We start from the raw sequence: 20215 nt of genomic DNA on the forward strand, positions 1-20215 counted from the left end.
ACCCCCAATTTAAGAAACTATGAATTGTTTTCGTCGAAACGATCTGTAATTGCTTTTCTGATCGCCTGGTGCGGACGCATTCCCGAGCTCTTTGTCCGCGAAACAGCGCGGTCGGCTGAGGCATTCGACCGGGCGCGCAATGCCAGGTTGGAAACCGTCAGATGGCTGTCTCTCCACGAATCATATTCCTCTTCGCTCATCACATCGCGGCTCACCTTACCATGTGCATAACCATCACCAAATGATTGGATTCTGCTATCAGTAAGTGCATTGCGGCGTTCGGCTTCCAAGCTTTCTATCTCAGCGCGGATTGCCGCTTCTTCCTCCCGAAGCTCTTCCAGTTTCGGCAACAATGCGAGGTCATTTTCAAGGATGCTTTTTTGCGTCATGTGCAGGTTAAGCTGTTCCTGAAGTGGCTCCATTTGTTTCAAAATTCTTTTTCTGCGTCTTCTTAACCTGCCTAGTTTCGGGTCAATTTGCAGCCAGCGGTACCAAAAACCCTGCAACACCGGCAGCGCCATACCCAGCGAAACCGCACCCGCCACTGCAAATAACACCCCGCTTAGTACGAAAGAAAGCAGCGCCCACGGACTATTCACCAGATCCATATTCAGCTGATCCGAATTGCGCAATGCGCCTTCGATCTTATCAGTCAGCTCAGGACTGCTGATCGGCGCGCCTGTAAGTGGATCAACTGCATTGAGTTGCAGGTTTTTGACTGATTTATTGATTGCTTCTTTTAGCTTGTCTGTCCTATAAGCTTCATACCGGAACCAACCAAGAATAACCAGCGTAACGATCGCGAAAATTGAGAGTGTCAGTTTAAATCCGGCATATCTCGACCTTGCCTTCGGTGTTTCGTTTTTATGATAAGGTTCTTCAACGAGCCTGTCGTAAGCAGGTTTTAATAGAATAGACAACATCGCCAAACCAATTGCAAATGCCCACGCTTCATTCGGATTTCTGATATTCAGCGCATAAGCCACAATTTCGTGGGAAATGATCAGATCACCGGCTATGAAAGAAATTCCGGCGGCCAGAAATATTAATCCCGCAACCAATGAATAGGAAGGCGCTTTTTCAGCTCTTTTTTCCCGCAGCTGCTCCGATTGCACATCAATATCGACTACCGATCTTTCCAGATCTTTCATCTGCCGGGCGGTGCCGTTGAGGGCCATCATTTCGGCCTGCAACTTATCATAAGCACCCTTGTGCAGTTGCTGCGTTTCCTGGGTTCTGGTTTTCACAGCAGATAATTCTTCTTTTTTAGAGCCAAGGCGCTCCCGGATCCAGTCGTGATTGACATCGCTGGATAAATATGATTCGTAAACCTGGCGGTCAATTCCCTCGATACCACGTGTATAACCGTGCTGGTAATCGCCGTTTTCGTTTGGATTTTGCTCGTTCATGATCTGTTATCTTTTATTGATCAGGTGGGAGATTTGAAAAAATCAGGCCATCGGGCCGGTAGTGTCGCTTCAAAAAGCTACTTAATACCCTTCTGGATCAGGTTGAGCTGGCGGGTTGTAAGCTCATTTTTCATGCGGCGGGCGAGAAAGAACTCACTTTCGAAAAGTTTGATCAGCATATCGCGCTTCGCAAAAAGCCGGTCGCGCTCGGTTTCGGAAGCGCTTTGTTCCCGGAGAACCTGCCACTTTTTGACCCTTAATTCATCAATCTCTTCCTGTAATACCTGACAGTCAGCCTCCCAGTTGGAAGTATTGTCTCGATAATCGCGCCGGTCGTTCCTGATATTCAGCCACGATTGCAGATCCTTGCGGAGCACGGTGATATTGCTCAGCAGTAATTTTCCCGCAAATAGGAAAAGGAAGAATACGAATATAAAAAGGGCGAATGCCTGCCACCACGTTTGATACGTAATCACATTTGCAAATACAAAAAGTGCAGCTGCAAAAGGCAAACCCACTTCTTCGAGCAGCGATTTCCAGGTTACCTTCGATTCCGTATCATGAAACAATGAGATCTTGCCAAACAAACTGAACATTCCAGCGAGGAAAACGCCCAAAGCGATCCACGAATTATCTGCAAAAGCGGGCTTTAAAGATTCCCTGATCAGGAAAAAGTTGCCGATACACATCGCAATGCAAAGGCTGATCCCTATTAATGTTCTGGGTAAATGGTGCTCGCCGGCTAGCTTGTCCGCAGGATTTTTCAGCTTCTCCTGTAACTCTTCGATCCGGTTGTTTTTCTGACCGATAAACAGGTTCAATTCCTGGATCCGCTCATTCTGCTGTTCAATATTCGCAATATGCTCAGCTGAGAGATTAGAAAAGTACTTTTGGATTATATCTGTTTTTTCGTTCGGGTCAGATTCCGACAGTCCGAACAAAACGCCTTCGTCGCGCAGCATATCTTCGTCTTCCAGCCAATATGGGATTGTCACTTCCACCCGCTGCAATTCCCGTACTTCCGGCTCAGGCTGTGGTGCTGCATATTGAATAGGTGCAGGCCTTACCTCCGCGACGGGAATGTGTTTATCATCCGCGTAAATGGCATTTGATATGGGTTTCTGGTCGGTTTCGACAGGTTCGTCGTCGTAGTATTGATCCTCATCCGACGCTTTCGAACGGAACCAGTTCGCAATGTATTCAGTGAATTTGGCCATAGATTTTCATGGGTTAGCCTGCGATTATCCATGAAAACAGGGAAATTCACTACATTATTGTGATGACCGGCATTTAAATAGCGTAACCCGCTCGTAACTAGGACATTTCGAACATTTGCTTCAATGCCTGCCAGAGTTTTTTCTTCAAATTACGGTCCGCTTCAATCACTACCAGCGGGTCGGCTAACAGGAACCAGATCCCGTCGATATTTTTAGGGGTATAGGGCGCGAGCAGCAGGTCAAGGTGCAGCCTGATCAGCGGTACACCGAATGTGATGAAAAAATTGGTTCTCTTTTCTGAAAACACTTTCCGCGCATCCTGGCCGGGTAAAAAGCTGAAATTCAGAATATCTGCATGCTCGGTTGAATGGCCGACAGCTTTGAGGATATTGTCCAGAAAAAGCGCCTCCGAAGCGAGCATATCTTTTTGCTTCTGCTCGTCGATCAGGATCAGGACTTTGTGTTTAAGTTTTGGAAAATCAGGAGCGGCAGGCGGGGGAACAACCGGCGTCGCGGGCAATACTGTTTTAGGCTCGGCAACTACGGGCGCGGAAACTTCGGGTACCGGCGTTTTTGCCTGAGGTTCCGGTAAAGTTTTCGCGGAAACCTCTGCTAGCGCAGGTTTCGCCTCCACCGGAGCAGCAACAATATCTTCGGGCAGCTGAAAGAGCGTTTCATGCTGGTAAAGAATCTGGAAAAATGCAGAAGAGCTCATTGGTTTTCAGCTTAAAGTTTACCCACAGAATAGTCCGCAACACTCCATATTCCAATCCGCTGTTTTCTCGCCTGTTTTTCAAGATTCGCATATTCGGTACTGGTCGAATATTTCTTGAAATGCACAGCAAGTCCTTGTTTGACGAGTTCTTTATTCAGAACCCTCCCGTCGGGCAATACTACCTCACCAAGCAGCCTCCCATATTTGTCGAAGTTACCTGCGTGCCGGATCTGTATGGTTTTCCGAAAGCAGGCGTCGCTCGTAAATTGTTTGGCTACCTTATAAAATGGCCGGCCGCGCTCAGGCGAATTCACGTGCAAGAAGCGGATCCTGACCGGCATTCCGGAGCGGCGCCCCGCTTTTTTTCCACTAAATATATATTTCAGTTCGATCGTATCTCCATCCTGTATTCCAATTACCTCCGCCCGGAGCGGGTTCGGTAAAGTTTGTTGCTGGATGTAAGTTTCTTCTGAACTTGAATGGTTGACAAAGGCAGTTAATGCGAAAAAGCAAATCAGGAATGTCAGTTTCCTGAGGGTAAATTTTAAAAAAGATTGCACGCGTTTTTACTAAAATAAAAAATAGAAATAAGGAAGAAAAGCCGGGCACTATTGTTCCAGCTTGTACCATTTGACGTTTTTCAGCGGAGCCCGGCGGGTGGAGGCGATCGTTGGGCCGTAGTGTTTTTCCAGATAATCGAGTACAGGCTTCTCTGTTTCGCCCAGATCCCATAGGTTGTGATTTTGCTGCATCCAGCGGATCTTCTGTTTCCAGCCGTCGCGGGTAAACCTGTTGTTCAGGATCAGTTTCGAATTGTGGCAGTTCGTACACTGGGCCTTCACGAGGTACAGGTTTTCATCCGTAACCAGACCAGTTTCCTTGTCTTTTTTCAAGGTATCCGATTGCATTACAGCAAAGGAACGCTCTGGACTCAGCTCATTTACATTCGGGGTAAATGAAAAAAGGAATATCCCGATACTTGTTAAAAAAATCAATAACAGTTTCATAATGTAGCTTTTAGCCGACTTTCACCGCAATTCTCTCACACGCATTATTCAGGTAACCGCCAGGATTCCACGCCGGGATTACCATCGGCTGCGCATTACCTTTCGAGTCGGTCGCTTTCACCCAAACTTCATAATATCCGTTTGAAGGAAATTTAATATTTGTATTCCAATGCTGCCAGGCGAGCCGATTCGCCGGCGCTTCCAACTTGCATTCTTTCCAGGTAGAACCAAAATCGATAGATACTTCCACTTTCTTAACGGAAAGATCGCCTGCCCACGCATGTCCACGCATGGCAAGTTCTTTATCCGGCGCGATCATAGCGCCCGATTTTGGAAAAGTGATCAGCGACTTCACCGGCATTGACTCGATAATGCGGAAATACTGATCCGTTTGCGGAACATCTTCACCCGGCGCAACCGGACTTTTAGGCATTCTGTAACTATGTCCCTCCATTTTCGCCCCGTCGTGCACCTTGTTACGCACCGAAATACTGCTCAGCCATTTTCCTGAAACCGAAGCCGGCCAGCCACCGATTACCAGCCTGAGCGGGTAACCGTGAAATTCAGGAATATCCTTTCCATTCAGTTGCCAGGCGATCAGTGTCTCATTTTCCAATGCTTTTGCAATAGGTACCCCGCGTGAAATCGCTTCTTTTTTCGGGTCGCGGCTCAGGTGCTGGTCTTTGCCGTGATATCCAATATAAACTGCATCGTCTTTAATCCCCACATCAGCCAGAATATCCTTCAACCGCACACCGGTCCACGAGGCACAATGCACAGCGCCCTGCCCCCACTGGTTTCCAGAAGCCTGCGGCTGGAAACCCGACCGGCCATTCCCGCCACATTCAAGTACAAGCTGGTACGTATAGGTTTTAAATTTCTTCTTAAGTTCTTCCAGTGTATAGGTTTTCGGCGCCTTCGCAGATTCTCCGTCAATAGTAAGCGTCCACTTGCTTACATCGATTTTTTCTGGGATGAGTCCGTTATTTCGGATAAACATTTTTTCGACCGGCGTGATCTTGTCGTCCAGCAAATGCACCGGCGATTCCACATTCCAGGGTTTGTCACCCTGCACGATCATTTCCGGATTTTTACCTTTTAATGCGTCGCCTTCGTCCCATTGCAGGGGTATATATCCTTCGGGCATTTTATCAGCAAATACCATTTGACTGCCCAAAGCAGTGCCAAGAACAGTTAAGCCGCTCTTCTTCAAAAAACCTCTTCTATCTAATGCAGGCTTCATTTTGGATTCAGGAAAAATTTCTTGTTCGATAACCAAATTTAGATAATCCTGTCTGGTTACCTAGTCCGAAAGCTGATAATAAGCAAATTTTACACAAAAAAAGAGGCTACCAACCGGGTAGCCTCAAAGTCAAGAATAGTGCGTTGTAACACTTCGAACTTACTGTCACATACAAGTGTATGTATACGTCCAACAGGGGAAGATTTACTTAAGCTTTTATAAACGGACCTGCAATTGCAAGTACTGCTTCTTTGGTCAAAGGCTCGTCAAAAGCTTCTGAAATAGCTGCATCGGTCTTCGAAGCCAATCCTTTCAGGTCTTTTCCGCCTTGTGTCAGATTGTCTTCGCCAGCGTAGATAGCCGGAACTGCACCTTCTTTTCCGGTAATCCAGCCTTTCATTGCCGCATTTCCGGTAACTGAAGCAGCCAGTCTGCGTACAACTGCCGCGTGACGTGCTTCCACAGAGTGAACCTGCAATGCATATTCAAGGATCTGAGGATCGCCGATCAATGCGCCAGCCTGGCCTTTATAGGCACGAACACCGGTATCTTCCAGAGCGCTGGAAACGGTTACAAAAGTTTTATAGTTAGTGAAAACGTCTGCAAAAGCGCCGTTGTATTTGAAGTCAAACGTAGGTTTAGCAATTGCTTTCGTACCCAAAGCTTTCACAAGAAATGCAACGTGCTGCGTTTCGTGTTTACCGATCTGTGTAAAAATGGTTTTATCAGTTGCAGGAATAAGTCCTGCCGCTGCGTTACCGCCTTTGTAAAACTCATCTTCCAGGTATTCCAGCGTCAATGCATAGTTCAATACATCAATTGCACCTGCTGACTGTGCGAATGCTTTATTAACGATACTTGCAAAAACGGTCGGTACGGCCACAGTTGCCAGTTTTGAACCAACCTTACTCATAAAATGACGGCGGGTAGCATATTCGAGCCTTCCTAGTGCGTCACCGTCAATTTTTTGAAAATTGTCAATTATTTTAAATATATCCATGATTTCTGATTCAGATTAAGTGGGAAGATTATTTACCGACGTTGGCTCCTGTGATGGTTTCTTTTACATAACCTTTTACAGCATTCAGAATGTCGGCAGGCGCGATCGCCTTATCCATTCCATTTGCATCCAGGATATCATCACCGGCAAAATCAGCCGACTTAGGATTGATCATATCACGGATTACCGCCGCGTGACGGGCTTCCACTGAAACGATCTTGCCAGCCAATAACAGGTTTCCGCCGTCTTTCAGCAATTTGCCTGCTCCATTGTAAGCGGCTACGCCTGTATCTTCAAAAAGCTTGGCAGCTCCAAGTACCGCATCTTTTTTCGTGAAATCGATGCTCGCGAAATTTGGAGTAAGTCCTTTGATCGCTTTGTCGCCTAATGCAGCTTTGAAAAATTCTCTGTGAATGATCTCGTGGTCGCGGATATCCGTCAGGATCGTTTTTTCGGCGTCGGTCATTCCCATGTAAGGTGTGGTAATTACCTGCGAATAAAATGCAGCTTCCAGTTGTTCGAGTGCGTATGCATAGTTAAGTACACCCACGTCGCCTGAGCCCAGGTCAACAGTATCACCGTTGCCACCTGGCATTGGTTCCGTTTCATCGTCTTTACAAGCACTTGTGAGTGCAATGGTACCCAGCGAGGTAGCGATACCTGCTGCTCTCAAAAACGAGCGCCTGTTTACCGGCGATGTTTCCCCTTCTCTTTTACCTGAATTGGTTTCTGGTTTCAATAGTTTGTTCATAGCTTCAAAGGTTATTGAGCTCTCTCGTACATCGAAAGATTTGCAAAGACCTACGCCACTAAAAAGACTTTAGATCGAAAGGGGAAGAAAAAGCGGGAAACGATGTATTCAATAGCAGCAGGGCTAAAAAGCAAAAAGAGCCTATTTCTAGGCTCTTAATGGTTTCAGACTAACCGATGAAATTCTCAATAACGTTGAGTAAATAATGCCATCCAGGTATTCAATCAATGAATGTATAGCGCTAATTTTGGAGGTGAGCGTGTAGTATAATTTCTATTTACAGCTCTTAAATGAGTTCGACACAAATATAAGTGATTCTGTTTCGTTTCATATACCGCGATTCAAAATATTTTGAACAAATTTCTTAGTCCTCCACAACCTATGGCAGATTTAAGGATTTTGTTATAAAAATTCTGATTTTGTGTCCAGCAGTACATTTTTCTCGACTCATAGTCATTTCGAAAAAAGTGCTGTAAAATTTTTTTAGAGCGATGAAATCTGTTCTTTTGTCCCGGCTCTGCGGGCGTAAGTTCTTGCCTGCTGCCTGACTTTACATTAAAAACAAAACTATGCGAAAGCTCATTTTTGCCACTATTCTGGCCTTGCTCGCAATATGTAATCTGCCTTCCGGAGACCTCCGCGCCGCGAATCTTCCACATATAACCATCGACCAGGAAAAGGTGGCGGTTAGACCGGAAGATCTGCCCGAGGCAGTTAAATCGACACTTGCGTCCGATGACTACGCGGAGTGGAAAGTTTCCAGCGCCTATATTGTAAAAAGAGACAATAATGCGCAGTATTACGAGATCAATCTTAAAAAAGGAGAGGAATCGTCGACCTTGAATCTGGACAAATATGGCCGGAAAGTCGATTAGCCTTTTTCTGAATTAATTTTACAAAAGCTACAATTAAAAGCCGGGCATACTCCGGCTTTTTGAGCTTACTTTTTATAATTTTACGTTTATCCCGCTCGTTAGTAAGCTATTTATTTTTGACCTACTTAATATCCCATGGCTCATCTGCTCCTCGTTGAAGACGATACAACTTTCTCTAAACTGTTAACCAATTTTCTTGGTAAACACGGGCATCAGGTTAAGGTTAGTTCGAATCTGAAAGAGGCCAGAGAGATTATCAATAACGATCCCGACGGTCCATTCGATGTGCTTATGCTCGACTACCGCCTGCCGGACGGGAACTCGGTTGACTTCCTGAAAACGCTCCGCAGCGAAGGTAACAGGACAGCTGCATTCATCATGACCAGCTTCCACGATGTGCGTACTGCGGTGACTGCCATGCAGATAGGCGCATTTGATTACATTACCAAGCCCGTGAATCCGGAAGAACTCTTGATGGTTTTGAGAGAAGCGCTCAACAAGGGAGAAGCAGGCAGCGTGAAGGCGGCGCCAAAAGCGAAGGGTAATGCGAAAGTGGACAGTCAGTCGCTGGATTTTATTGAGGGTAAAAGCAAAATATCCAAGCAGCTCTACGAATACGTACGTTTAGTGGCACCGACAGATATGTCAGTGATCATTCAGGGCGAGAGCGGGACGGGAAAAGAACACGTAGCAAAGTCTATTCACAAGCTTAGCAAGCGCAGCAGCGGGCCTTTTGTCGCGATCGATTGCGGGTCGCTTTCAAAAGAACTGGCAGCGAGCGAATTGTTCGGGCATAAAAAAGGCGCATTCACGGGCGCTTTAATGGATAAGATCGGTCAGTTCGAGGCTGCCGACGGAGGTACGCTGTTCCTGGACGAGATCGGTAACCTGGGTTACGATGTTCAGATCAAGCTGCTTCGTGCATTGCAGGAGCGCATTATCGTGCCGATAGGCAGTACGCAGCAGGTGAAAGTGGATGTAAGACTGATCGCTGCAACAAACGAAGATCTGATTTCAAGTGCAGCTGCAGGCGATTTCCGGGACGATCTTTACCACAGGCTGAACGAGTTTAAAATTGAGGTACCGCCACTTCGCAAAAGGGGAGAAGACCTGGCCATATTCATTCAGCATTTTGTGGATAAGGCCAATAGCGAGCTCGACAGAAATGTGCGCGAGCTTTCGAAGGAAGTGCTGGATATTTTTATGAAATACGACTGGCCAGGTAACCTGCGCGAGCTCAATAATGTAATCAAAAGGCTTGTATTATTATCGAAAGAAGAAGTTGCGACTTCTGGCGCATTGCCGGCTGAAATGATCACTGCAATGGAAGATACCCCGAAAGCCAGCGGCTCGGACCTGAAAGCTTTGCAGGAAACGCATGAAAAAGAAATGATCGAGAAAGTATTGCAGGAAGTGCGCTACAATAAAAGTAAGGCAGCAAAACTCCTTAATATTGACAGGAAAACCCTGTACTACAAGATTGAAAAATATCACATCGAATAAGCCAAGGCTTTACCCTCGATCTGCTCGATTACACCGCGGGCTCTTTCAGTAACACGCTCCATTTCCGGCACAGATACCTGCGAAGGATCTTCCCGTAATGCTAACTCAAAGTTCCTGAATTGAGCGGAAAGCTCCCTGGCGCCTATCTGGCCGGTCCGTCCCGCCATTCTGTGCATGATTTCGGTTACTTTGTCCAGTTCGCGCGTTTCAATATGAAGTTGGAGAGCCTCCACATCTGTACGTGAATCCTTTACAAACTGTTCTAAAATCTCGCGCAATAGCCCCTCGTCGCCGAAAGTCATTTGGTTGAGCATCGTGAAATCCAGCTCCTCATGCTCAGGTTCTTCGGTAGCAATGACCTCAGGAGACGAGGATGATTCGAGGAGTTCAAGCAGATCCTTTGAATGGAAAGGCTTCATTAGATAGCCGTCAAAGCCGAGATTAAGCAGATTCGCCCGTTCTTCCGGTAGAGCCTGGGCTGTAAGCACGAAAACCTTGACATCGTGCCCGGCTATCTTGCGGATCCGTTTGCAAAGTTCAGCGCCATTCATACCCGACATACGCATATCGGTCAAAACAAACTTAACCTGATTGTCCCACGGCCTGCTTAGTACTTCTTCTGCGGACGAGAATGAGTTATGCGGAATGCCGTTCATTTCGAGAACGGAAGAGCACCATTTCAGGATGAAAGTATCGTCGTCGACCAGCCATACTTTACCGGTAACATGATAGCTTTTCTCCGGAGCTTCCTCTGTCAATTCCAGTGTGTCAGCTTTTTTCATACTGGTGGTTACAAAAAAAGTTGTGCCCTGCCCGGGGCTGCTCTTGACACGAATATTGCCTTCCATGCCTTCTACAAGCGCTTTTACAATGGTCAAACCCAGTCCAGTACCACCAAACCGTCTTGAAATAGAGGAGTCAGCCTGTTCAAATTGATTGAAAACCCGCTGAACCTGCTCTGGTGACAACCCTATTCCTGTATCGGAAATAGTGTACTCAACCTGTATTTTGTTGTTTAATTCAACACTGGCGACTCTCAGTACAACTTCTCCGGTATCCGTAAATTTGATCGCGTTGGTAAGCAGATTGTAAAGTACCTGTCTCAATCTGAACGGGTCACCGCAGAGATACAGGTTTGCGGGAAGGTTATTTTCCAACCTCAGTACCAGATTTTTGGTCGACGCACTTGGCTTCAAGACCTGTATTACTTCATTCAGCAACGGACTCATCGCAAATACACGTTCTTCAAAAGTAAAGCGGTCGGAAATAATGCGGCTGTAATCGAGCACCTCATTGACCAGGTACAACAAGTGCTCAGACGCGGAATGAAGCGTTTCGAGATCCTGCTTTTTAGGCTTCTCGACTTTCTTGAGTGCCTCCGTATATCCGATAATCGATTGGAGCGGCGTGCGGATTTCGTGGCTCATATTGGCTAAAAAGCGCTGTTTGGCCATGCTATGATATTCCGCTTCCTCTTTTGCCTCTTCTAATTGGCTTCGGTATGTATTACTTCGGGAAATATCCGCGAATATCAGGTAGGCGAGTAATGCAGTCAGAAAGAAAAAACCCAACATGACCCATTGCAGCATAGCCACACTTTTGGTCACCATTTGGTTTGCCTTCGAACTGTCCTGGTTAGATTGGCTCAATACCTCGCTCTCGACCTCCTGCATGACATTCAGCAGCTCGTTCACAAGTGCATTACCGGCTGTTGCCAGTTCTTTTTCCTTGTCTACGAAACTCGTAGTCCTCTTTTTCTGCGCCTTTTCAATCGCGTGAACGGCCTCGTCTACTTTCTCGATCGTACTGTCTTCCTGAGCGACCGAAATGGTGTCGACCTGCACATTCACTTCCTGTTTCTGAACAACTTTATTAGGTTGGACAGGTGCCTTTTTCGCTTTTTTATTACCCCCGAAAACCCTGTTAAAAAATCCTTTCTTTTCGGCCGCTTTTTGTGCCGAATCGGCCACTTCGGTATAAATAGTAGTAGTAGTGGTCCTTTTTTCTGTTTTGACTACGGTACTATCCGGTTTCAGTTTGGTCGTGATTAAACCGGAAATGTTCTTTACCTCGTCTTCAAGTGTTTTTGTGTCAACAAGCTTTGATCTGACTGTCACATAGTTGCCGTAGATTTTCTCTCTTTTGAGGAGGATCGTTTTCATGGAATCGATCCGGATGATCTGTAAATCATCCCCAATGCTCATGTCGCTCAGCGAATCAAGCGTGGCGACCAGCTCGACGGATTTGGCGAGTACCTGCTCCGTATGTTCCTCGTCGCTAGCTCTCCGTGCATTCTGTAAATGGTCGAGTTGCAGGATATTTTTGAAGATCTTGTTGACCAGTCTGAGTTTATCATTGGGCGTGGAGATCATTTCTACCCGGCCAAGGATTTCCTGAAAGGCCAGTTTACTGATCAGCCACGAAGCGCCTAATGCGATGGACGCAATGATAAATCCCAGAAAAATTTTGCCTTTAACAGATTTCAAGAAAGATGGGTCGCGTAAAGTGGACATAACAGACTTACCATATTCAATATCAACTAACGCATTTCAGCTGCAAAAACGTGCAGTTACAATGCATCCGTCTGATAGAGTGTGTGAATATAAGTGATTTTAAATAAAGAAAATATGTGGAGAAAACGCAGAAAAGGTTGCCCGGTAAACAGGCAACCTTTTCAAAACTAACTAACAATATGAATGCTATTACTTCGCAAGTGAGTTGATCCACGCAGCGATTTTCATGGCATCTGCTTTCGGAACCTGCGGCATTGGAGGCATTGGAGTTGCGTAGTCCGGCCAGTTCTCAGGCTTAGGACTATAGATCAGTTCAACGATCTTCTCATTGGTATATTTGCGTTTAGCAACATCCAGGTAAGACGGTCCAACGACCTTTTTGTCAGTTGTGTGACAAGCCAGGCAGGTATTTCTTTGCAGGATCGGTTTTACTTCTTCAAAAGTAGGCACTTTCGCTACGTCAGCTTTGCCGGCTGCGGGCTTGCCTTTTCCGTCTGGCGATACGTGCTCTTTCTCAGCAGTAGCTGCCGAAGCAGATGCAGTTCCGGGTTTCGTGCCGCCCGACCGTGTCGTCTTTAATTCCGATACTTTCAGTTTTTCACCGTCAGGAATATTGTTCAACGTATAATATGCATCGGGATGCACAAGCGACCAGCTGTTTGTAGCAGCTCTTACGCCTTCCAGTGATATTTTGTGAACATAATATTGCTTCATTCCAGCCAGTACAATGCGCACCTTTTTGTTATCGTCTGACACTTTTACGCCGGTCACCTTCACATCTTCAGTGTTGATAGGAGGGCTGCCGTAAACTGGGTAATGCTTGTACAGATAGCTGCTCACGTTATAAGAATCCAGATCTTCCGCTGATTTACGGTCAACCGGCATTGTGAATTCTATTTCAAATCCGTCGGGCTGCGCTTTAACAGTGTACATTTCGAAAGGCATTTTTCCATTCCATACCAATCGCTGCAAGCCCTGGTTAGCGTCACCTGCCGAACCCCAGCCGCGGTTTGTTTCACCCACGAACATCGATCCGTCTTTGTCAAATGCCATTCTCAATACACCCGATTGGAATCCGCTGCGGAAACCAATACTTGCCCCTTGATATTCACCTTTTACTTTTTCCAAAACCACGCGCATGATATTGCTCTGGCCCTGATCGCCCACAAATACCTGTCCGGTAAATGGACCGAATCCGCCTTTTGTATCATCCAAAATCAGCTCGGAAGTAGAAACTCCGTGTACACCATAAGGCAACCAAACTGCCGGCAGCTGTACCATATCATATTTTTCTTTCAACTGATACAGAAACTGGGGCTTCTCGTTCAAGGTATTCTCCGGCTTGATCGCACGGCCCTGCGCGTCTTTGTTCTGACGGTTGTCACGTTCTGCAAAGAATTGTTTTTCAGTCAGTTTCACAGGCGAATTGGGAAGTCCAGCCCATTTCAGACCGGCAGGGTGGCCCATAAAGCCGCCTTTCTTCACCTGGAAAATAGCGCCTGTTCCCATCCAGTCTCCCTGGTTGTCGGTATAGAACAATTCGCCGTTCAGCATACTGATACCCGCCGGGGAGCGAACTCCTGTTGCATAAGGTTCATATTTGCCATCATTTGTAATATGGAAGATCCAGCCTCTTGTCGGCACGCGGCTTTCGCCTCTCCACCATTCTTCGTCACCAAATGCAACGTTACCACTTACATAAAAGCTTCCGTCGGGCGCCAGTTTTGGTCCAAAAGAATATTCATGGTAATGTCCTGAAAGTGGCCATTGATAAACTGTTTCATAAACATCAGCCTTTCCATCGCCATTTTTATCGATCAGCTTCGTAAGCTCGCCGCGTTGTGCGCAATACAATGCACCTTCTTTGTAAGCAAGACCAAGGATCTCGTGCAAACCTGTCGCAAATTTTCTGAAATAAGGTGTGCGGCTGGTAGGGTTATCCACGATCCAAACTTCTCCGCGACGGGTTGAAATCGCCAGCGAACCATTTGGCATCGTCGTCAAGCCACCCACTTCAAGAATAATACCTTCGGGAATAGGCGGGGTGATCATCTTGTAAAAATCTTCTTCCTTAGGCGACTCCTGCGCTTTCAGCACGGTAAGCGTAGCCAAGAAAATGAATGCTATCTGAATTAATTTTTTCATTATCAATGAGGTATCTTAAAGGATTGGATCAGAACAGGATGGAATATTTTACTTCTCCATTGGAAACCGGAACCAGCAATTCCTGGCGTCCGTCGATGCTTCTGATTTCGGGTTTCATGTTTTTGTCGGCCAGCTGGATGTAATACGATTTGTTGTCCACCGCATACAGTACGTCTGAAAGCTTTTCGATATTCGAACCGTCGGCCAGTCTTGCGACAAGTCCTTTGGCTGGATTGTTCACTCTTACGATCCGGTCAAAATATTGATTATTCACTACCGAAACATAGTCTGTTACAGTAGAGCCAAATGCCTGGTACTGGAACGTAGGTACGTCCTGGTCGTCCAATACATATCCTTTTGGACGGTAGCCGCTGCCTGTTGTGTCAGTAGCCCATTTTGTTTTTCCGGAAGCTTTACCGAGGAGCATATCGTCGCCCAGCAAAGTCACACTTCCGCGCGGACGCGAAGATCCGTCGCCGCGATCGTGCCACATCGGGGTAGCGTCGAGGAATTCGCCGCGCCAAACTTGCAGCACGGTTCCTTTATCCATATCATAGGTATAATGCAGGTTAGTAGGGCTGCCCACTGAAACCGCATGTACTGCGCGCTGTCTTTTACCTTTATCATCTTTCCTGAAATCCATAAAACTGCGGGTAATCGTATTGGTGCCAGCCGTGATCAGGATCGGATCGGTCGCGCCCGCGGGCATTGCCGAGCTCTTGCTGTGGAAAGCCATTTCGCGGAAGCCAGGGCCACTTACCCAAAGTCCCAGTACCGGGCGCATCCAGCCGTCTTTTTTGTTATTAAATATCTCGATCGTGTGATCGCCTTCTTTCAAATTCACTGTGCCCATGCGGAATTCGTTATTGTTCTTCCACTGTGCATCGATCACTAATTTGCCGTCGATTTTCAGGTAAGAATTTCCGGAAGCTTGCAATTTGAAGTTGTATTCTCCCGCAGTCGGCGCATTGTATCTGCCTGTGTATACGTAAGAATAGTTGTTGTTTTCTTTCAAAATCTCCCAGCTCAAAGCTTCCGACTTACCTGTTTCAGCAGGCGTCATTTTGGTAAGATCTTCTGTCTCTGAAAGTGCACCGTAGTAAGTTTTGTAGGTCAGGTCGGTAAGTGTACCTGGTTTTTTATCAAAATTATTGATCACAATATTCTTGATCGCCAGCGAACCGTGGTCACCCTGAATGCGGATCGGGCCCATTGCTACGTCTTCTGCTGTCAGAGATCCGCGGGTCGGGCCGCTTACTTCTACATTTTCGTGGATCGTTACACCATTTAATATGATAGAAAGGAATACTGCATTCGAAACTTTTTTACCGTTGGCATCGAAACGCGGAGCCTGATAGGAAATCTTGATGTTCTGCCACAAGCCAGGCGCTTTTGCTACATTAAAACGGGGCGCATAGCCTTCGTATCCTTTCTCACCTTCCGGCTTTGAATCGTTCCAGCGTTCGTAAATACCGCCGCAATCGTTGTATTTGGCGCCTTTTTTACCCCAGCTGTCGAAAAGCTGCACTTCGTAGTTGCCTTGCAGATAAATTCCTGAGTTGGAACCTTTGGCCAGCATGAAATCCATTTCGATGTCCAGATCTCCGTGCTTGAAGTTGGAGATCAGCTCGTACTGGTTTCCGTATTTTCCTTTTTCATGAATGCAGGCCAGCACTCCTTTTCCGGGAGTTGTGGTCAGTACGTTTTCTTTTGAAATGTCAGCAGACGCACCACCAACGATTTTCCAGTTGTTGGATTGGGTGGTAAATGCACTGAGATTGTCAAGAGGAATAGGTTGCTGGGCATAGGCGGATTGGGTTACAATTATCGCTATGCCGCAAACGATCAATTGTAAAAATGTACATGTGACTTTAAACATACTTGGGTAAGCTTGGTAGGTTTTAGATTAACACTGGCCGTAGAACGCCGAAATGCGGTGCAAATTACGTGATAAGAATCGGGAAAATTGCATTTAATTAGATGAGAATCGCTAACCTTGCTACTTTTGATAATCGGTGCGTTCTTGCGCAATTTCCAATCAGTTTTATCTGACCAAAACAGTTTATTTTCAAAATGAAAAAATTATTTCTTACCGCGTTCAGCCTGGCTGCTGCATTTGCCGCTCACGCGCAGTTGCAACCAGCCAAACAAACTCCCGAATCAAGCGAATTGTGGAGCCCGGTACCGCGCGTCGTAACGCCCGGCAAAGCTTCTACCACGGTTTCTGGATTTACAGCTCCTTCTGATGCAATCGTACTTTTTGACGGAAAAAACCTGGATGCCTGGGTTTCAGGAAAAGACGGAAAAGCTGCTGCACCCTGGACAATAGCCGACGGTGCAATGACCGTAGCTCCGAAATCAGGTGATATTCAGACCAAACAGACTTTTGGAGATTACCAGCTGCACATTGAATGGAGAACACCTGCGAAAGTAGATGGCAACGGACAGGGACGCGGCAACAGCGGTATCTTCATGCAGGGTATTTACGAATTGCAGGTACTGGATAGCTACAACAATGCAACCTATTCAAACGGACAGGCGGGCTCTATTTACAAGCAAACTATGCCTTTGGTGAATGCAGCGGTTGGCCCGGGCGAGTGGCAAACTTACGACGTGGTTTACACTGCGCCGCATTTCAACAAAGATGGTCAAATGACTATCCCGCCTTACATTACCGTGATCCACAATGGTGTTTTGGTTCAAAATCACACGATGATCCAGGGAACTACGCCTTACATTGGTCAGCCGACGATTGAGCCGCACGGAAAAGGACCTATTAAATTGCAGGACCACAATAACACAACGAGCTTCCGTAATATCTGGATCCGCGAACTATAAGCCTCCGGCAGCCGATTCAGGTACAATAATTTTAAGGGCTTAAACGGTTTAAAGATCGTTTAGGCCTTTTTTTGTTGTTAATATATTCGAAATCAATAGCCACCCAAGCGAGACCATGCAGGAAATCGAGCCCTATTATAACTGGGAGAAACACTATATAGCCAGTCACGATGAGCGGTCGCCATTTTACGGCCGTACCTATAATCTTGACTATTACGAAAATGCGATTTACGGTTACTATATCCACCCGCTTTGGGACGAAATCGGTTCTGAGACGCTGTACGTGAAGATCATATTTGCAGATTATATCAAGAAATACGCGATCGTCGAAATGTTCGGGGAATGGAATGATGCGCTGCATAATGACATTATGTTTTTCAAGCGCCAGGTCGTGGATCCACTTGTGGACGAGGGTATTAACCAGTTTATTTTAATGGGTGAAAACCTGCTCGACTTTCACGGAGGCGAGGACGATTATTATGCGGAGTGGTTTGATGATATTGAAGACGGGTGGATCGCGGCAGTTAATTTCCGGGAACACGTGGAGGAACAATGGAAGAAGTTCAGGCTGGATTATTACATCAATTTCGGAGGTACCTTACAGATCGGCAACTGGCGAACGTTACAGCCAGAGCCGTTTTATGAGCTGGTTAAAAAATTGATGATTAGGAGGTTAGAGTAGAGAAAGCGCGTGCGTTTGCTTGCACCGTTCCCAACTCCTTTGTAGCTTACGATTTCAAGCTAGTCTACTTTTTAACCTTAAACCTTGTTTCCTATGGCCGAAAACGACAAACCACTTCCGGATGATGCAGCAGAATCGCTGGAAAACAAAACAGAAGAGCTGAAAGCAACAACCGCAGAAGCCAAGGATGAGATTGTGGAGGAGGTACTGGAAATAAAAGATAATGCGAACGAAGTAGTTGCCAATGAAGCCGACGAGCTGGAAATAAAAGCAGAATCAGCGCTGGCCGACGCAGAAGACACGGCCGACGGGATCAAAACAGAAGTGTATGAAACTGCGGAAGACCTGAAAGCAGAGGCGGAGTTGAAGATAGAAGAGTCAAAAGAAACGGTGGCTGAATTGCAGGAAGAAGCCACAGTGGAAGTGGAAGAGGTACAGGCTGCTGCCGAGGAAAGAGTAGAAGAGGTGAAGGAAGTTGCAGCAGAGAAGACGGAAGAAGCGAAATCTGCATTTGCAGGGTTGCGGAATGAAGTGGAGCTGGGCATTGCGTCCGGCAAGGAAAAAGCAGGTGACTTTTTTGATGATCTTGCCGAAAGGGCCAGTGAATGGAAAGAGGTCGCTGAGGATAAATACGAAGATTTAAAAGAAGATGCAGCCGAAGCGTACGAAGACGCCAAGGAGATTGCGGCGGAAAAGCTGGCAGAAGCAAAAGTGAAGGCGGCTGAACTGCAAGTGAAAGCGCAGGCGGAATATGAAGAACTGAAAGAAACGGCTTCTGAAAAAGCAGTCGAAACGAAAACAAAAGCAAAAGGTTTCTGGGCCAGATTGTTTGGAGGATAATATTTACACTATCCTGAGTGCATTGCCTGATCTTACGGTCAGGCTTTTTTTATCTAAAAATTCCAACGGTTACAACGAATCTTCGTGGATTTAGATCTAACAGATTATTCCGATTCACCTTATAACGACAGACACATGAAAATCTCCAAACCAGTTCTTCAGGCAGTCGCAATAGCAGTTGCGCTCAGTACCATTACCGCCTGTGCCGATATGGACATCAAGCCCGGCAAAGAAAAGAAGTCAAATGCACGAAAACTAGATCCGTGTCCAGCCTGCGGAATGGGTTAATCCGCTCTATACGATGTCCCGGATATTTTCTGCTATTGCCTGTAATCTGGATACGCATATCCTGCAAGCGTCTGTTCCGTTGTTTGAAATGGAAAAGGTGGAGGCGATCGAGTGGTCTTTTGATTCCCTTTTTAAAGTCGAAACCATTCCCGAGTGGTTTACAGATTTGGTCAAAGAATTTAGCGACCATAACAGACTGATCGGTCACGGCGTTTACTTTTCTTTATTTTCGGGTAAATGGTCGCCCGAGCAGCAGAACTGGCTTTCACAGCTCAGAAAGCTATCTGGCGAATTTCATTTCGATCACATTTCCGAGCACTTTGGTTTTATGACCGGCAGCGACTTTCACAAAGGTGCGCCGCTGGGTATTCCTTTTAATAAATCAACACTGGCGATCGGCCGGGACAGGCTGGCGAGGATCCAGGAAGCGTGCAACTGTCCCGTCGGTCTGGAAAATCTGGCGTTTTCATATTCTTACGAAGAAGTGAAAAAGCATGGGGACTTTCTCAATCAATTAGTAGAAAGTATCAACGGTTTCATTATCCTGGACCTGCATAACCTGTATTGCCAGTGCCACAATTTTGATATTGATTTTCAAGAAATGCTGTCCTGCTATCCTTTGGACCGGGTACGGGAAATCCACATTTCAGGCGGTAGCTGGGACAATGGATCGGAAGAAAGAACTGTGCGACGAGATACCCACGACGATTCAGTCCCTGAAACGGTATTTGAATATCTTGAAAAAGCATTGCCACGTTGCCAGAACCTGAAATTTGTGGTAATGGAACAGTTGGGTACAGCCCTGGATACAGTGGAGAAGCAAATCGCTTTTCAGCACGATTTTGTTAAAATGGACGGGATAGTGAAGTCATTTGACGGAGATCCGGGTAGTAATCAAACCAATAGTTTTCTCCCATTTGGTAAACATCCACTCGACATGCAGCCGGTAGAAGATATTGCGCTGGCAAGTCAGCAAATGCAATTATCCGCTATTTTGGAAACAGCTGTAAACCTGGATCACGCCCGGGAAATGCTGAATGCGTCCGATTTGAAGCATAGCGACTGGCATATCGAACAGTGGCAACCGCACATGCTGAAAACGGCGATCGATATTGCGCAGAAATGGAAAGGCGGATTTTAGAAGTTGGTTTCTTATCTTGATGGCACAATTTTGTAACCTGATCAGAGC

The 20215-nt window shown here is 46.3% G+C and carries 18 protein-coding genes; 7 read left to right on the forward strand and 11 right to left on the reverse strand.

Going from position 1 to position 20215, the window contains the following annotated elements:
• Positions 1 to 17 precede the first annotated feature (17 nt).
• From KOD92_RS14675 to KOD92_RS14710, 8 genes are all read right to left on the reverse strand, one after another.
• Entirely contained in the window at positions 18 to 1409 is a 1392-nt protein-coding gene (locus KOD92_RS14675) for a hypothetical protein (protein WP_215234338.1), read from the reverse strand.
• Between the two features lie 77 nt (positions 1410 to 1486).
• Positions 1487 to 2626: a hypothetical protein gene (locus KOD92_RS14680; RefSeq protein WP_215234339.1), complete on the reverse strand. Its 1140-nt coding sequence runs from the start codon at positions 2624 to 2626 to the stop codon at positions 1487 to 1489.
• 97 nt (positions 2627 to 2723) lie between these two features.
• A complete protein-coding gene (locus KOD92_RS14685; RefSeq protein ID WP_215234340.1) occupies positions 2724 to 3341 on the reverse strand; it encodes a hypothetical protein in 618 nt (205 codons plus the stop codon).
• A gap of 11 nt (positions 3342 to 3352) precedes the next feature.
• Positions 3353 to 3901 (reverse strand): thermonuclease family protein, encoded by a 549-nt coding sequence (locus tag KOD92_RS14690; protein WP_229254678.1) that lies wholly within the window; start codon positions 3899 to 3901, stop codon positions 3353 to 3355.
• Between the two features lie 48 nt (positions 3902 to 3949).
• Entirely contained in the window at positions 3950 to 4348 is a 399-nt protein-coding gene (locus tag KOD92_RS14695; protein WP_215234341.1) for a hypothetical protein, read from the reverse strand.
• Positions 4349 to 4358: 10 nt separating this feature from the next.
• The gene (locus KOD92_RS14700) at positions 4359 to 5591 is read right to left on the reverse strand and encodes a sulfite oxidase (protein ID WP_215234342.1); all 1233 of its coding nucleotides are present in this window, start codon (positions 5589 to 5591) and stop codon (positions 4359 to 4361) included.
• A 208-nt stretch (positions 5592 to 5799) separates the two neighbouring features.
• On the reverse strand, positions 5800 to 6591 hold the full coding sequence (locus KOD92_RS14705) for a ferritin-like domain-containing protein (protein WP_215234343.1): 792 nt from the start codon (positions 6589 to 6591) through the stop codon (positions 5800 to 5802).
• A 28-nt stretch (positions 6592 to 6619) separates the two neighbouring features.
• Complete coding sequence (locus tag KOD92_RS14710; protein ID WP_215234344.1) at positions 6620 to 7342, reverse strand: ferritin-like domain-containing protein; 723 nt, start codon at positions 7340 to 7342, stop codon at positions 6620 to 6622.
• A 569-nt stretch (positions 7343 to 7911) separates the two neighbouring features.
• Here KOD92_RS14710 and KOD92_RS14715 point away from each other — a divergent pair.
• Positions 7912 to 8217: a hypothetical protein gene (locus KOD92_RS14715; protein ID WP_229254679.1), complete on the forward strand. Its 306-nt coding sequence runs from the start codon at positions 7912 to 7914 to the stop codon at positions 8215 to 8217.
• Between the two features lie 135 nt (positions 8218 to 8352).
• Complete coding sequence (locus KOD92_RS14720) at positions 8353 to 9720, forward strand: sigma-54-dependent transcriptional regulator (RefSeq protein WP_215234345.1); 1368 nt, start codon at positions 8353 to 8355, stop codon at positions 9718 to 9720.
• On the opposite strand, the gene KOD92_RS14725 is transcribed toward KOD92_RS14720, so the two are convergent.
• The 3 genes from KOD92_RS14725 to KOD92_RS14735 form a co-directional block, all read right to left on the reverse strand.
• Positions 9708 to 12233, reverse strand: coding sequence for a hybrid sensor histidine kinase/response regulator (locus KOD92_RS14725; protein WP_215234346.1), 2526 nt, complete (start codon positions 12231 to 12233; stop codon positions 9708 to 9710). The genes KOD92_RS14720 and KOD92_RS14725 overlap by 13 nt on opposite strands.
• Before the next feature lie 189 nt (positions 12234 to 12422).
• Positions 12423 to 14378 (reverse strand): c-type cytochrome, encoded by a 1956-nt coding sequence (locus KOD92_RS14730; RefSeq protein WP_215234347.1) that lies wholly within the window; start codon positions 14376 to 14378, stop codon positions 12423 to 12425.
• Positions 14379 to 14406: 28 nt separating this feature from the next.
• On the reverse strand, positions 14407 to 16257 hold the full coding sequence (locus tag KOD92_RS14735; RefSeq protein ID WP_215234348.1) for a family 16 glycoside hydrolase: 1851 nt from the start codon (positions 16255 to 16257) through the stop codon (positions 14407 to 14409).
• A 194-nt stretch (positions 16258 to 16451) separates the two neighbouring features.
• On the opposite strand from KOD92_RS14735, the gene KOD92_RS14740 reads away from it, so the two are divergent.
• The 5 genes from KOD92_RS14740 (at position 16452) to KOD92_RS14760 (ending at position 20167) form a co-directional block, all read left to right on the forward strand.
• Positions 16452 to 17216 carry a 3-keto-disaccharide hydrolase gene (locus tag KOD92_RS14740; protein WP_215234349.1) on the forward strand — a complete coding sequence of 255 codons (765 nt, stop codon included), beginning with the start codon at positions 16452 to 16454 and terminating at the stop codon, positions 17214 to 17216.
• 115 nt (positions 17217 to 17331) lie between these two features.
• Positions 17332 to 17898 (forward strand): hypothetical protein, encoded by a 567-nt coding sequence (locus tag KOD92_RS14745; RefSeq protein ID WP_215234350.1) that lies wholly within the window; start codon positions 17332 to 17334, stop codon positions 17896 to 17898.
• Between the two features lie 93 nt (positions 17899 to 17991).
• A complete protein-coding gene (locus tag KOD92_RS14750) occupies positions 17992 to 18738 on the forward strand; it encodes a hypothetical protein (RefSeq protein ID WP_215234351.1) in 747 nt (248 codons plus the stop codon).
• Between the two features lie 84 nt (positions 18739 to 18822).
• The gene (locus KOD92_RS14755) at positions 18823 to 19026 is read left to right on the forward strand and encodes a chryseobasin-related MNIO class RiPP peptide (protein ID WP_215234352.1); all 204 of its coding nucleotides are present in this window, start codon (positions 18823 to 18825) and stop codon (positions 19024 to 19026) included.
• A gap of 13 nt (positions 19027 to 19039) precedes the next feature.
• A complete protein-coding gene (locus tag KOD92_RS14760; protein WP_215234353.1) occupies positions 19040 to 20167 on the forward strand; it encodes a multinuclear nonheme iron-dependent oxidase in 1128 nt (375 codons plus the stop codon).
• Positions 20168 to 20215: the final 48 nt, after the last annotated feature.

Origin of the sequence: Dyadobacter linearis (genome assembly GCF_907165045.1) — a bacterium.
Classification (GTDB): domain Bacteria; phylum Bacteroidota; class Bacteroidia; order Cytophagales; family Spirosomataceae; genus Dyadobacter; species Dyadobacter linearis.

Bases quoted from the DNA above. Each gene is read 5' to 3' on its own strand.
- KOD92_RS14675 (WP_215234338.1), bottom strand. From the start codon at position 1,409: ATGAACGAGCAAAATCCAAACGAAAACGGCGATTACCAGCACGGTTAT.
- KOD92_RS14680 (WP_215234339.1), bottom strand. From the start codon at position 2,626: ATGGCCAAATTCACTGAATACATTGCGAACTGGTTCCGTTCGAAAGCG.
- KOD92_RS14685 (WP_215234340.1), bottom strand. From the start codon at position 3,341: ATGAGCTCTTCTGCATTTTTCCAGATTCTTTACCAGCATGAAACGCTC.
- KOD92_RS14695 (WP_215234341.1), bottom strand. From the start codon at position 4,348: ATGAAACTGTTATTGATTTTTTTAACAAGTATCGGGATATTCCTTTTT.
- KOD92_RS14700 (WP_215234342.1), bottom strand. From the start codon at position 5,591: ATGAAGCCTGCATTAGATAGAAGAGGTTTTTTGAAGAAGAGCGGCTTA.
- KOD92_RS14705 (WP_215234343.1), bottom strand. From the start codon at position 6,591: ATGGATATATTTAAAATAATTGACAATTTTCAAAAAATTGACGGTGAC.
- KOD92_RS14710 (WP_215234344.1), bottom strand. From the start codon at position 7,342: ATGAACAAACTATTGAAACCAGAAACCAATTCAGGTAAAAGAGAAGGG.
- KOD92_RS14715 (WP_229254679.1), top strand. From the start codon at position 7,912: ATGCGAAAGCTCATTTTTGCCACTATTCTGGCCTTGCTCGCAATATGT.
- KOD92_RS14720 (WP_215234345.1), top strand. From the start codon at position 8,353: ATGGCTCATCTGCTCCTCGTTGAAGACGATACAACTTTCTCTAAACTG.
- KOD92_RS14725 (WP_215234346.1), bottom strand. From the start codon at position 12,233: ATGTCCACTTTACGCGACCCATCTTTCTTGAAATCTGTTAAAGGCAAA.
- KOD92_RS14730 (WP_215234347.1), bottom strand. From the start codon at position 14,378: ATGAAAAAATTAATTCAGATAGCATTCATTTTCTTGGCTACGCTTACC.
- KOD92_RS14735 (WP_215234348.1), bottom strand. From the start codon at position 16,257: ATGTTTAAAGTCACATGTACATTTTTACAATTGATCGTTTGCGGCATA.
- KOD92_RS14740 (WP_215234349.1), top strand. From the start codon at position 16,452: ATGAAAAAATTATTTCTTACCGCGTTCAGCCTGGCTGCTGCATTTGCC.
- KOD92_RS14745 (WP_215234350.1), top strand. From the start codon at position 17,332: ATGCAGGAAATCGAGCCCTATTATAACTGGGAGAAACACTATATAGCC.
- KOD92_RS14750 (WP_215234351.1), top strand. From the start codon at position 17,992: ATGGCCGAAAACGACAAACCACTTCCGGATGATGCAGCAGAATCGCTG.
- KOD92_RS14760 (WP_215234353.1), top strand. From the start codon at position 19,040: ATGTCCCGGATATTTTCTGCTATTGCCTGTAATCTGGATACGCATATC.